This is a genomic window from Nocardioides pyridinolyticus (assembly GCF_054653575.1).
On sequence record NZ_BAAIFY010000034.1, the window covers coordinates 1 to 12808 of the forward strand.

General features: G+C 69.6%; 13 protein-coding genes. 1 reads left to right on the plus strand and 12 read right to left on the minus strand.

The features are described 5' to 3' along the window. Positions 1–1487: NACHT domain-containing protein (locus tag ACYQ0U_RS20645; protein ID WP_459975768.1), on the plus strand; the 1487-nt coding region annotated here is incomplete at its 5' end. A gap of 369 nt (positions 1488–1856) precedes the next feature. Here ACYQ0U_RS20645 and ACYQ0U_RS20650 read toward each other — a convergent pair. The 12 genes from ACYQ0U_RS20650 to ACYQ0U_RS20705 all read right to left on the minus strand — a co-directional run bounded on the left by ACYQ0U_RS20650 (position 1857) and on the right by ACYQ0U_RS20705 (position 12807). Beyond that, on the minus strand, positions 1857–2753 hold the full coding sequence (locus ACYQ0U_RS20650) for a hypothetical protein (RefSeq protein ID WP_459975769.1): 897 nt from the start codon (positions 2751–2753) through the stop codon (positions 1857–1859). Continuing rightward, the gene (locus ACYQ0U_RS20655; protein ID WP_148615185.1) at positions 2747–3313 is read right to left on the minus strand and encodes a hypothetical protein; all 567 of its coding nucleotides are present in this window, start codon (positions 3311–3313) and stop codon (positions 2747–2749) included. Before ACYQ0U_RS20655 ends, ACYQ0U_RS20650 begins: the two co-directional genes overlap by 7 nt. Further along, positions 3310–3585: a hypothetical protein gene (locus ACYQ0U_RS20660; RefSeq protein ID WP_459975770.1), complete on the minus strand. Its 276-nt coding sequence runs from the start codon at positions 3583–3585 to the stop codon at positions 3310–3312. Before ACYQ0U_RS20660 ends, ACYQ0U_RS20655 begins: the two co-directional genes overlap by 4 nt. Before the next feature lie 22 nt (positions 3586–3607). After that, entirely contained in the window at positions 3608–6868 is a 3261-nt protein-coding gene (locus tag ACYQ0U_RS20665; RefSeq protein ID WP_459975771.1) for a LysM peptidoglycan-binding domain-containing protein, read from the minus strand. After that, positions 6865–7314 (minus strand): TadE/TadG family type IV pilus assembly protein, encoded by a 450-nt coding sequence (locus ACYQ0U_RS20670; RefSeq protein ID WP_041547542.1) that lies wholly within the window; start codon positions 7312–7314, stop codon positions 6865–6867. Before ACYQ0U_RS20670 ends, ACYQ0U_RS20665 begins: the two co-directional genes overlap by 4 nt. Further along, entirely contained in the window at positions 7314–7772 is a 459-nt protein-coding gene (locus ACYQ0U_RS20675) for a TadE/TadG family type IV pilus assembly protein (RefSeq protein WP_459975772.1), read from the minus strand. Before ACYQ0U_RS20675 ends, ACYQ0U_RS20670 begins: the two co-directional genes overlap by 1 nt. Beyond that, the gene (locus ACYQ0U_RS20680; RefSeq protein WP_459975773.1) at positions 7769–8164 is read right to left on the minus strand and encodes a TadE/TadG family type IV pilus assembly protein; all 396 of its coding nucleotides are present in this window, start codon (positions 8162–8164) and stop codon (positions 7769–7771) included. The genes ACYQ0U_RS20675 and ACYQ0U_RS20680 overlap by 4 nt, the downstream gene beginning before the upstream one ends. A gap of 6 nt (positions 8165–8170) precedes the next feature. Then, on the minus strand, positions 8171–8374 hold the full coding sequence (locus ACYQ0U_RS20685; RefSeq protein ID WP_011755675.1) for a hypothetical protein: 204 nt from the start codon (positions 8372–8374) through the stop codon (positions 8171–8173). Between the two features lie 74 nt (positions 8375–8448). Beyond that, positions 8449–9366 (minus strand): type II secretion system F family protein, encoded by a 918-nt coding sequence (locus ACYQ0U_RS20690; RefSeq protein ID WP_459975774.1) that lies wholly within the window; start codon positions 9364–9366, stop codon positions 8449–8451. Continuing rightward, positions 9363–10295 carry a type II secretion system F family protein gene (locus ACYQ0U_RS20695; protein ID WP_459975775.1) on the minus strand — a complete coding sequence of 311 codons (933 nt, stop codon included), beginning with the start codon at positions 10293–10295 and terminating at the stop codon, positions 9363–9365. Before ACYQ0U_RS20695 ends, ACYQ0U_RS20690 begins: the two co-directional genes overlap by 4 nt. Continuing rightward, positions 10292–11971: a TadA family conjugal transfer-associated ATPase gene (locus tag ACYQ0U_RS20700; protein WP_459975776.1), complete on the minus strand. Its 1680-nt coding sequence runs from the start codon at positions 11969–11971 to the stop codon at positions 10292–10294. The genes ACYQ0U_RS20695 and ACYQ0U_RS20700 overlap by 4 nt, the downstream gene beginning before the upstream one ends. After that, positions 11968–12807 (minus strand): CpaE/TadZ family protein, encoded by an 840-nt coding sequence (locus ACYQ0U_RS20705; RefSeq protein ID WP_459975777.1) that lies wholly within the window; start codon positions 12805–12807, stop codon positions 11968–11970. The genes ACYQ0U_RS20700 and ACYQ0U_RS20705 overlap by 4 nt, the downstream gene beginning before the upstream one ends. Between the last annotated feature and the right edge of the window lies 1 nt (position 12808).

The window sequence follows — 12808 nt, forward strand, 5'->3', positions numbered from 1 at the left end:
GCTGCGCGACCGAGGATCACTGTGGACGACCCGGACAACGAGGTCCGGCAGATCAACACGCCCACGACCCCTCATACCCCGCCAATCCCGATCACGCGCTCACCGCCATGGCCATCGGTGGATCCGGGCTTAGCGGCGACGAGGAGCGGATCGGCAAGGTCGTCACGGCCCTTCGGAACGCTGCGCAGGATGAGAACCTCGTCAAACTGCTGCGGACGCCGCTGCAGGTCCTCATCCTCTCGATCATCGTCGACGGCGCGGGGACCATCGCACCAGACCGGTATAGCCTCTTCTGGAGCTATTACGACACCGTCGTACGACGAGAGCGCAACAAACCGACGATGGTCCGCACGCTCCTGACCAAGTACGAGCCGTTCATCCACCAGCTTCACGAGCGCGCCGGCTTCGTGCTTCAACAGCGCAGCGAGACGGCCGACCACTCCACGGCCGTCCTAACAGAGCCGGAGCTGCGCGAAATCGTCTGGCACATCCTCAACGACGCCGAGTTCAAGCCCGACGGGCACCACTCCGACGTCCTGGACTCGATCATTAGGTCTGCGACACAGCGACTGGTCCTGATCGCGCCCCGGAACGACGGCTTCGGTTTCGACGTGCGCTCACTCCAAGAACTCATGGCGGCCCGGCGAATCAGCGACGCGCCCCTTGAGACCCTGATCAACCGGCTACGTCTCCTGGCCCCCAGCCCACATTGGCGCAACACCTGGTTGTTCGCGACAGGAAAGATGTTCGCGGAACCTCGCGCCCACGAACACCAGGCCGTGGTCGAGCTCATCGAGACGGTCGACCAGGCAGCTCCCGAACGATTCGGATCGCATCTACCGATCGGCCCCGAGGTAGCTCTCGACGTCCTCGACGACGGTATGGCGCGCGCATGGCCGAACTGGAGCCGCCGCATCTTGGCTCACGGGCTCCACGTACTGGACGCGCCCTCTGCGTTCAACCTGGACCGCTCGCTACGAATCCTTCTGCGCTACGCCGACAGTGGTGCCGAACAACGAGACGCAGTAGCGCGAATGATGCGTGCGGGCCTCACAGCCACCGCAAACCGTCTGACGGTCGCCAGCGCGGCCGAGATGGTGTCCGCCATCGAGCACGATCTGCAGGTCAACGAGCGCACACTGGGACTCGGCTTGGTCCTGAACCAGCTGGCCAGCACTCCCCACCCCTGTCCGCCGGGCGTGGACTGGACCGCCTTCGACGACGAGCTCGACACCAGCCCCCACCCCGCCGCTCTCGACCCTGTCATCCGTGGCGCTGCCGCCGCGATGAAGGCAATCAAGGACGAGGTCTTCGTCGAGCAGCACGAAGCCGACCTCATCGCCTGCCTGAACATCCCCGAGGCGGCAGCAGTACTGAGCGCAGCTGTCGCTCACGTGCTCCCCGGCGACGTGTCACTGTTCCTCCAACTCAGATCCGTGCTCTCGCAGCGCTTCCGCGCCCCACTCGCCGACTGCATCCTCGCCTGACTCCCTGCCGGACCACGCGGCCGTCAGGCTACGCTGTGTCGAGGGCGAGCTCGCAGATCGGCGGACCCCAGACCGCCAGGAGGGCGGCACCCAGGTCACGTGACGGGCCACCTGGCACCCCGACGGCGAGCGTCTAGGTCCGCGCGATCTTCTATTCATCAGCGCAGGCGAGCCACCCCATGTCTACTTCTCACGAGCCCCAGGTGACCCGAGACGCCTGGGGCTCTTTCACGTCCAGCAGCGGCAGCACGAGCAGCTCCGCTCGGCGGGCCCGGTGCCTCGGGGCGCGCTCGGGCAGCGAACGACACAGGTCCCCTTGCTGCTGTGAGGACGGGGACCTGTGTCGGTGGTCGGTCGGCTAGTACAGGGTCACTGGGTCAGCACCTGGGCCTCCCCGATGCGGATCGGGAGGGGCTCTGTGGCCAGGTCGAACTCGATGGTTCCGGACTGCCCGCCACCGGTCCACTCGACCACCCAGTGACTGGCCGCGGTGACCTGGTACGCACCCTCGGGCTGGTCGGTCGACATCTTCGCGTAGCGGTGCCCGCAGGTCGGGGAGTCCTGCTCGCCGTAGTGATCGGCGTACGGCGTCCCCTTGCCGGTGCAGGTCACCTTGGTGCCGTCGCCCATGTTCCACACGATGCTGGAGACGCTGGCGGTGGCGCTGACCGAGACCGGCCCTTCGCTAGCGGACGCGGTGATCGGTCCGAACGTGTCATCGGTCGGGCTGTCGACCCACATCCACACCGGCAGACCAACGAGTCCGACCCGGTTGGGGCCAGGCTCGGGAACGATGCCGATCCTGATCGGATCCAGGTCCATCGACGCGATCGCGCGATTGGCGAGAACGACCGGGTCGATCGTGACCGTGCCGTTCTGGATCCAGACCGGATCCCATGAGGAGCCTGGGGGCGGCCAGTAGCAGATGTGCCACGCACCATCCTCATTGGTCTGTCCAGGGGGCGGCAGTGGGCCCTCCCCACCCGGATCCCAGACGTCGCCGACCCAGCACTGATGGCTGCTGCTCCATACCGACCCGCCGGGGCCAGTGCACGGGATCTCCCTACCGTCCGAGGTCGAGCAAGTCGACGAGCCACCGGTGTCACCGCCGTCACCGCCATCGTTGCCGCCATCCTCGTCGTCACAGACAACTTCGCCGGTCACCGGGTCCGCTGTGCAGTCAGCGCTCGCGGCGGAGGCGGTGACGAACACGATGACGAGCGACCCTGCCAACGCCACCAAGAGGGCAATGAGTCTCCTCAGCATGGCTGGTCCCAAAGCAGGTCCGAGTCGGAGACCTTCCAAGCACCCTTGTCCTTGACGAGCGTGTACTCAACCGGGGCGGGGTTGCGGAGCGGGTCTCCGTTGGGGTCCGTGAAGTCCGGTTGCCGGATCGCCCCGTCGTTCTTCCAGGTGACCTTGGTGCGGTCCTCGCAGTCGATGATCAGAATCGAGGTCCCGCGATTCCGCGGCTCGTCGAGCGTGTGTGCGTACTCCCCGGTCACCGTGACGTTTTCATTCATCATGCTCGCGACGGTGTGCTGCAACTGCAGAAACTCCTCACCGGTCGCGACCGGGTTGAGCGCCTTGAAGTTGATGTCCCGCTTCCGGTAAGCGAGGTCGCGTACCTCGAGGTACATCGCCAGCTGGGCTGCCGCCTTCTCCTCGGGGGTCTGCGGCGTCGGCGCAGTGCTCGTCGGGCTCGAGCTCGGCGTAGCGGTCGGGGTGTCCTCGGCCTCGGGGTCGGTGCCGTCGTCCGAGCAGCCCGTGAGGGTGAGGGCGAGGGCGAGGGCCACTCCCCCGAGTGCGGAGTGGTGCTTCCTCATGCGGTGTCTCCTCCTGTGTTGGGCGGCGCCATGACTGATCGCTGGCTGACGTCGGTGGCGATGTGCTCAAGGTGTTCTTCGGCGGCGTCGACGAGCTCGGCCAGCGAGCCGTTGTCGGCGGGGTCGATGCCGAATCGCTTGTCGGCGTCGTAGAGGGTGCGGATGGTGTCGCGGACGAAGACGGCTCTGGCGACGCGTCGCGCGTCGAGGTCGGGGCGGTCGCCGCCGGCCGCGACGTAGCGGCCGGTGAGCTCCTGGTTGAAGGTGGTCATGTGCTGGTGCTCCCTTCCCGAGTCAGCTCGCGAGCCAGCCGTGGGTACTGATGATGGTCTTCGTGCGCTCCGACAGTTCCATGGGGGCGTCGCCGTCGTCGGACCGGTTGCAGATCTCCTCGCGGAGGATCCGGTCGGCCTCGAGCTGGTCGCCCTCGGCCTTCATGACGTGGGCCAGGCACAGGCGGGTGCTCTCGCCGTCAGGGTCGGCCCGGTTGGCGACGTAGGCGGCGGAGCGGGCCTTGACCAGGTCGCCTGCGGCGAGAGCCTCGGTGACGACGATGAGGGCGACGTCGGCGATCCAGCCTGAAGCCATGAGGTCGACGCGGTCGGGCTCGTTGACGAGCCAAGACCATCCCTCTTCACGCAGCTGGCTGAACGGCTTCGCCTCGCCGACCAGCTCGAGCGCGGTGCAGAGGTCGGCGACGCCTTCCGCGCCGCCGCGGGCCTGCCCGCGCTTGCGCAGTCGGAGGAAGAGGTGGAGGTCGACCAGGAGGCCGTCGTCGACCTGGTAGACGTTGACGCCGCGGAGCTTGGTGGCAGGGGCCTTGTCGGCGTGGGGCAGGTGGGGCTCTCCAGTTGTGGGGTTGGTGCCCAGCCATTCGCGGACGGTGTTGGTGTAGTCGCGCACCTTGCCGGGGGTGATCCCGAATGCCTCGCCGATCTCCTCGCGGGTGGCTCCGTGTTTGCGGTGCAGGGCCAAGTACGCGAGGAGCTCGGTGAAGTAGGGCTTGCGCTTGGCCAGGGCCTTGCCGTGGGTGCGCGCGGTGACCGGACCGAGCAGGCTGAGCCGTGGACGGTCGCAGTCGGTCGAGAACCAGTCGGCGATGTCCTGGTCGAGAGTGGGGTCGCTTTGCTCGACCTCGGCTCGGACGTGCTCGGGCACCTTCGGCGCCAGCGTCTCGAGGTCCTCCTGCACGATCGCGCTCTGACGGATGTAGTCCTCGTCGTCGCCCTCCAGGAGGGAGGACAGCGGCTCGTCGACGGTGTCCGCGGGGGTGTTGCGCGGCAGGGTGTACTCGCGGCGCAGTGCCCCGGACTGGTCGGTGTAGGCCTCCCAGCCGTCGGTGACGGTCTCGTCGACCGGCACGGGGACGTCCTCGGCGACCTCGCTCTGTGCGTAGACCAGGGCGCAGCCGCGGGCTTCGTCGCTGGTGAGGCCGACGGCGATGAGGTTGAGGCCGGCGTGCTCGAGGACGACGCGGCCGGTGTTCGTCATGTGCAGGACGGCGCCCGGTGTGTTGGGGCGTTCGCCGGCGACGACGATGGAGGTGGCGGACTGCCCGACGTGGTTGGTGACCAGCTGCAGCAGCTGCTCAAGGTCCTCGGGGTCTCCGGCCGCCGCGTCGAGCAACAGCATCCGGGCGGGCCAGGTGTCGTCGTCGACGCTGCCGGTGCGCGCCGTGGACGCGTCGGTGTCGTGTCGCTTCGCCCGGTCGACCGTGGTGACGGCGGCCGCGAGGGCTTCCGCGGTCGCGGGTGACCCGGCTGATCCGGTCGGGTAGTAGCTGATCCGCTCGTCCATGGCGACGGCTTCCTCAGCCACGCCGATGCAGTCGACCTGGACGCGGCGCGACCATGGGTTTACGGCGAGCTGCGCGGCGAGGTGGCGGGCGAAGTCCCGGCCGTAGGTCGGGTCGCCGCTGATGGTGAGTGTGGACAGCTCCTCGCCATTGAGCAACCACGTCTCGCCGGTGTCGCTCATGCCGATAGTGGCCAGAAGCGGGTAGGGCGGCTCGACGTTCACTGTGTCGGGGCCGAGCTCGTCGACGGCGGTGTCCGTGCTGACCTGCCAGTGGGTCTGGTCCGGGCTGCCCACCCAGGGCGCCGGGACTGCAGCCGGCGCGCTCAGGTGCAGGGTCAACTTGCCGTGCCCGAGCTCCACAGCAGCGAGCGGCGGCATCGTGGTGCCCTGCGCGCCGACGGCGGCCGCGAGGCGGCGCAGCGCCTCGTCCGCGAACTCCACGGTCGCCGCGGCCGCGGCACCGGTGGCGTTCAGGGTCATCTCGACCGGCGCGAGCTCCGAAGGCGGCGCGGCGATCGCGCGGCCGGGCGTCCGGTTCCGGTAGCCGGCGCGGCGGCGGGACCGCAGGGCCATGAGCAGCGCCCCGGACAGCAGGACGCCCCCGCCGGTCAGACCGGCGAGGACCCACGGCGCGTCGAGGATCGAGTCGTCAGCGTCGTCGACCTGGTCGACGTCGGCGGCCGGCGTCGCCGGCGCCTCGGCTTGGGGCGGCGCGTCGGGCACGGCCGTCTCGGGTACCTCGGGCACCTCAGGCTCGTGGGCGACCGGCGGCTCCTCCTCGGCCGGCGGGTCGACGGGCCGCTGGTCCTCGGGGCTGGCGGGCGTCTCGGGCTCGACGTCGCGCGGCTGCTGGTGCCGGGTGTCGTCGTGACTGCCCCCCTGCTCGGCGTCGGGGATGTTGAGCTTCCAGCCGATGTCGATGACGTCGGGGTCGGTCAGCTGGGCCCCGCCGGGCTGGGTGATGCCGGTGGAGGCCTGGTAGATCTCGGGCCAGCGGTCGGCGTCGCCGAGCTGCTCTTGGGCGATCTCGCTGAGGGTGTCGGTGGGCTGCACCGTGTAGTCGTGCGCCGGTGCCCCGCCGTTGACCGCGGGCAGCTTGAGTACCCAACCGGGCTCGAGGAAGCTCGGCTGCGCGCCGAGGAGGTCGCGGTTGAGTTCGACGAGCTCCTTGTAGCGGGCACCGTCGCCGAAGTGGTTCTCGGCGATCGACCACAGGCTCTCCCCCGGCTTCACAGCGTGGTCGACGGTTTTGCGCTGGCGCTCCTGCTTCGTCTCGACCTTGACGTCCTGCTGGGCGGGTGCCTGGTCGGCGGCACCGGCGTTGACAGGTCCCAACGTCACCGGCGCCGCGGCGGCCGTGGTGATCGTGGCTGCCTGGGCGGCGATGGGCGCGGCGATGAACAGCAGAGCGGCGAGGCCGATGAGGCCGCGTGCTGCGGCCTGCGGCCGGCCCAGGCCCGGCAGCTGGGGTGCCTGGACCTTGCGGAGCCGTGCGATGGCCTCCACGACCAGGCTCAGCGCCATGAAGGCCCACGCGACCCAGCCGATCACCTTGAACAGGCCGAGGACGAGGGTGCCGTCGTCGGGCGCCAGGAGCGCGTTCTTGATGCCGTCCAGGGTCGGGACGTGGTCCGGGATTGGGCTGGCACCGATCGCGAGGAATAGTGCGGGCAGCCCGAGGACGATGCCGAGTACGGCGACCGAGGCTGCGAGTCCGGTGAGCCGCTGGCCCAGGGTGGGATGGGTGGGCGTGGTCATCTCTCGATGCCTCCTTCGGCGCGGATGAGCCGCGCGGACGCCTCCCCGGTGACCTGCATCGTGTCCAGGCCGATGATCCCGAGGAACTTGCTGGTGTATGTGTCGGTGGTGGTGACGATCAGGGTGTCGCCGTCGACGACGCGGACGGTTCCCTCCACGCCGGCGGCGCGGAGATAGTCCATGGCGGCCGTCTTGGCGGCGGTGAGGTCGACGCGGAGGTCCTCGCCGCGGACTGCGGTCGAGCCCTGAACCTCCTGGGCGCCGGTGCGGGCGGCCTGGGCGGCAGCGCTGCGGGCTTGCTGCTGGGTGTGGACCTTGCCGCCGAGGTCGACGGCCATCCCGACGAGGATGATCATCGCCAGTGCTGCGGTGGCGAACCAGACGCTGATGGAGCCGCGCTCATCACGCGAGCGCCGCGTCGTGAGACTGCGGATGCGGGCGGTCATCATCGGCGCTCCCGGTAGGCGTCGACGGGGCTGCTGGCGGTGGCGGTGATCGTCCGGGTGCCGGGCAGGCCGGGGATGCTCAGGTCCGCCACGTTGACCTTGCAGGTCACGGTGGCGGTGACCTGGGCGGTGGTTCCCAGCGGGGCGTTGAAGGCCGCAGCGTTGATCGTGATGTTGGTGGTCGTGCACTGCAGGCCCTGGTCGTGCAGGCTGCTGGTGGCCGCGGACTTGCCGGAGGTGATGGCCTCGCTCTGGGTCCGCTCGATGGAGGCCGCTCGTGCCGCCTCGTAGGCGGCTGCGTCCACGGACTGCTTGGCGATCTCCACGCGGCCGCCGAGGATGATCATCGCCACGAACAGGCCGAAGGCCGGGACACCGATCGCGGCCTCGATGGCCACTGACCCGCGCTCGTCCCGGCGCCGGCGGCGTGCGCTGGTCCGCCTCGTCTGCCTGGTCATTCGGTGAGCCTCTCGACCGGGACGCTGGCGCTCTGGGTGACGGTCACGTGCCAGCCGGGGATGACGCTCATGGACTTGCCCGTCACGGTGATCGTGGCCGTGGTCGTGGTCCGTGATCCGGAGACGCTGGTGGAGGTCATCACGTCGGAGCCTCCGGCGTCGTGGAGGAACGTGTTCGCCGTGGCCACACCGGCATCGCGGGTGCCGGTCTCGCTGCCCGCCTCACGGGCGCCCTCCTGCGCGGCCGCGAGCGCTACCTGCTTCGCGTGGTAGTACAGGGCGCCTTGGAGGCCGAGGAACATCAGCAGGAACAGCGCGGGCATCAGGAAGACCATCTGGATGGTCACCGACCCGCGCTCGTCCCGGCTGCGGCGGTGGAGGCTGGGGAACATGGCGGCCTACTTGATCTTGGCGGACTCGCTGGTCACGAAGAACTTGATGGCCGCGACGACGATGCCGACGATGACGATCACGGCGCCGGCCCACAGGACCTGCTCGATCGTCACGGAGCCGCGCTCGTCGCGCTGCCTGGTGACGCGGTCCTCGAGGGAGGCGAGCGAGGTAAGCGCCGCCATCTGGAGGGCGATGAAGAGCTTCAACATCGGGGTTCTTCCTTCCTGGTTGTTCGGTTTGCGGTCTGGGTGACCCTGGTTCTTTGGGGTCGGTGTTAGGTCGGTCAGGTGGTGAAGCGGAGCAGGGAGGGGGTGACGAGGATCGCCATGAAGACGATGCCGAGCAGGCTGGCTGGGATGTACATGCGCTCGGAGGTGGCGTTGGCCTTGCCGACCTCGGCGCTGAGCATCGCCGACCGGAGTGCGGCGGCGCGGGCCCGGAGGTTGTTGTAGATCTGGGCTCCGTCCTGGCCGGACTGCTGCATGATGTCGGCGAGGTCATCGAGCTCGGGGACGGCGAGCTCGTCGGCGAGACCGTGCAGGGAGTCCCAGGGTGCGCGGGTCATATAGCGGGCGCGGCGCAGCTCGCTCTCGATCCGCTTGAAGACCCACTTGTCGCCGACCTCGGCTGCCGAGCGCAGCGCCTGCTGGCCGCTGGATCCGTCGCGGACACCGGTGGCCACCATGTCGATGTAGGCGCCCAGGGCGCGGCTGAACTCGATGCGGGCCTTCTTGGCGTCGTCGGCGGCGTTGTAGTTGGGCATGAACCAGAACAGGGCTGCCAGGGCCAGCGAGCCGAGCGTCGGAATGGCGAACGGCAGCGGAAGACCGATCAGAGTGAAGAAGGCGGCCAGGAGCGGCGGCATGATCAGGCCGAGCAGTGCCCAGACGACCTTCTCGCCGTAGAACCGGGTCTCGCTGATCTGCAGGATGGCCAGGTCCTTGCGAGGCGTGTGCGCCCAGGCGCCGCCGGGCAGGTTCTTCATCGCCCACAAGCCGATCCGATCGACCGCCGAGCCGGTGCCGGTGTCGACGTCGACGTCGAGGCCGGGAGTGTTGCGGCGGGGCACGACGTGGTCAGGTGAGAGACGGTCCAGCGCGTCAACCAGGTCGGGGTCAGACGGCGCGAGGCGCCATACGAGCAGGGCGAGGGCCAGTCCGATGAGGGTGCCGCTGGCGAGCGCGATCTGCAGGCCGGTCATGCGAGCGCTCCTTCCTTCTCGCCCGGTGCCGTGCGCTGGGCGGCGCGGTGGGCGTTGCGGGCCTGGAGGTCGAGGAACCGCGGGAGCGGCTTGGCGACAGCCATCCGGCGCATCCACAGCAGCGTGGCCACGTAGGCCGAGAGCAGGACGGCGAGAATGACCTGGCCCAGCGGGGACCCGTAGGGCTCGATGTAGTCCCCGGTGAAGGCGAGCATGCCCAGCACACCGAGCGTGATCACGGTGACGGTGCGCGCGGTGGTGCGGGGCTTGGCCTGGTCGGCGGCAATCTGGCGGCGAGCGCGCACGTCGGAGGCGACGGTCTCAGCGAGGGCGTCCAAGGCCTTCGACAGTCCGGCCTGGCCGCGGCCGCTGGCGGCAAGGATCAGCTGGCTGGCCACGACGTCGCCAGTGGAGTCGTTGAGGTCCTCGGCGAAGGCGCGCAGCACGTCCTCGGTGCTGGCGGTGTTGTTCCACAACCGGGAGACCATCAGTCCGACCTCGCGCTCGATCGGCGCCGGCGCGGACTGCAGGGACTTAATGAGCGCCGAGCGCAGGGACTGGCCGGCGGTCAGCTTGCCCGACAGGGACCGCGTCCACTCCTCGAGCGCCTCGAGCTTCTCGATGCTCGCGGCCGCCGGCGGGGGCGTCAGCAACAGCGGGATACCGACGATCCCGGCCGGGACGAGCACGATCGCGATCACCCAGCCGGTCACCAGCGCGACCAGGAGGCCAGCCACGGCACCGCCGACCATCAGCATCCGGGTGCGCCGGTCGAGCCGGACGAACCAGTCCCCCAGCCGCCCGAACGGGGTGACGGTCCGCGCGGGCCGCGGCGGCTCGGGTGGCGCGGGGATTAGCGCGTAGACCATCCCGATCAGACCGATGACGATGAGCGCCCCGAAGACGGCGGGCAGGAACGCAGTGCTCATGAGGTGGCCACCCCCGGGTTGGCCTGGGACTCGGCCTTGTACGCCTCGAGGTCGAACCCATGCCGCGCCAACTCCTGGGCGAGGAAGGTGTCGAGCTTGCCGGTCGCGACGGCCTGGCCGAGCTGGTTAGGGGCGAAGATCGGGGTGGTGGCGTATCCCCTGGCGGCGTCGATGCTGGGCTGGACGACCAGGACCTCCTCGACCCAGCGCTGCTTGCGGAAGGTGCCGTCGGGATTGGCGACGACCTCCGAGCGCAGGTACATGACGATGTCGATCGCGGCGGCCAGCTTGCTGATCGCCAGCTCGCGGGTGACCTGGGGGCCCTTCTCCATGGCGCAGGAGACGAGCTTCTCGATCGTGTGCTCTGCACTGCGGGCGTGGGTGGTGCTGATCGAGCCCGGCCCCGACTCCATGGCCTTGAGCATGTTCCAGACCTCCGGGCCGCGGACCTCACCGACGATCTGGCGGGCGAGGTTGAACCGGAACGAGTGGTGGATCGCCTCCTCGAGGCTGAACTCACCGGCCTGGCGGCCGTCGATGCCGACCTCGCCGGATCCGGGGCGGTGCTCCCACGCGTGGACGATCTTGTGGCGGTCGACGAGCTCGTGCAGGTGCAGCTCGAACTCGGTCTCGAAGGTGCCGATCATCTCCCAGGGCGGGATGCACGAGCACAGGGCCCGGACCCAGGTGGTCTTGCCGCTGCCTTGGACCCCGGAGACGACGATGCTCTTGCCCGCGCGCACGCAGGTTGCGACGAAGTCGGCCAGGACCGCGCTGCACGCCTTGCGGTCGTAGACCATCTCGTCCATCGACACCTCGCGCATGCTGTGGCGACGGATCACGACGGAGGTGTAGGCCATCACCCAGGAGCCGGCCGCGAGCCGCGCTCCCCCGGGCAGCCGGAGGTCCAGGTGCGGCCGGGCCTCGGTGAAGGGCCGGTTCTGCCGTGCGCCTAGGTCGGAGAGGAACTCGCGCAACTCGTCCTCGGAATCGGCGATCGGGGCGGCCTCCACAAGGGTGCCGTCGACCAGCTCCAGCCACACCGAGCAGACCGGGCCGCGGGCGATGACGATGATGTTCTCGACGTCCTCGCGCTCGACCAGGGGCTGCAGGCGGCCGAGCCCGAACAGGGCGGCGTGGAGGGCGGACTTGAGTGCCTTCTCGTGGTTCTTCGTCCACGGCGGACGGCCGGTCGAGACCAACGTCTCGGCCTCGGATTTGATGAGCTCCTCGATGACGTCGAGGCCCATCTGCTCGCGGTCCTCCTCGGTGACCCGGCCACCTTCCTTGTCGAGCCGGGCGGTCAGTCGCGACGAGATCTCAGCGCGGTACTGCGCGATCAGCTCCCAGTCCAGCTCGACCTCGCCATCCGTGCCGCGGGTGTCGTGGTGCTCCTCCGGTGCGGGCGCCACAAGCGGGCGCAGGCTGAACTCCGAGCGGGCGCGGCCAGGCAGCTGGCCGTCGCCTTCGCTGGTCCAGGCGCCGGCGAAGATCGGCAGCGAGGTCGGGTCGTCGTCCTCGACGACCGGCGGGGGCGGCGGGGTGCCGTTGGAACCGCGTCCTCGGGCGAACGGCGAGGTCTGCTCACGGTTCGCGGCATGGCGGGCCTCAAGCCACTCGTCTGCGCGCAGCGGGTCGCGGCCGTTGGTCACCGGGTGGTGTCCGTTGGTGCTCATGCGTGGCCTCCGTGCGTGGCAGCGAGGGCGGCCTGGTTGGCGCCGAGGATGGACTGGATTGCGGCGGTGCTGCCCCGGTAGCCGCGCCGCAGTCCGGAGGACTCGAACTTGCGTGGCTTGCGGGCGCCGTGGGAGTAGACCTCGGCCACCTCGGGCTCCCAGTCCACGGAGGCGACCACGGGGATCTGGAGGGCCTTGGCGATGTGGCGTGCGGTGTAGGGCCGGACTCGGCCGCCGGTGGCAAGCGAGGGCCAGCGTCGCTCCTCGTCGATGAGGAGTCCCCCGAGACGGGAGAGCCCACCGACCGCGGCGAACTGTGCCCGCAGGGTCTTGGCCCAGCTGGTGGCACCGGCCAGGGCCGGCAGCGAGCTGCGGGTGACGAGCAGGGTCAGGTCGGAGGCAGCGATCAGCGGCTGGGGCCAGCCGGCGAGGCCGAGTCGTCCGGCGTCGACGATGACGTCCTGGCCGTTGCGGTCGAGGGCGCGCAGTTGCTCGGTGAGCGGTTCCCACAGGGGCAGCAGGCTGGGGGCCTGCTCGTGGGCCCGGATGCCGGGCAGGAACCAAGCAGACCGCTCGGCCGGCGCCTCGGGGTCCAGCAGCAGCGTCTCCCGGGGCAGTGCGTCCGCCAGCGTTCCCTCGCGCAGGGAGAGAGCGAGATTGATCAGGCCGCCGGTCGGCTCCTGGGCGCCCTGGAAGTAGCCGGCGAAGACCGAGGAGGATCCGGTCGGGTCTGCGTCGACCAGGAGCACGGGTCGGTGCCAGTTGAGGGTTAGCCCGAGCGCCGTGGTGGACACGCCGGGCGAACCGCTCGCGGAGGCCAGGACGATCACCGCCATG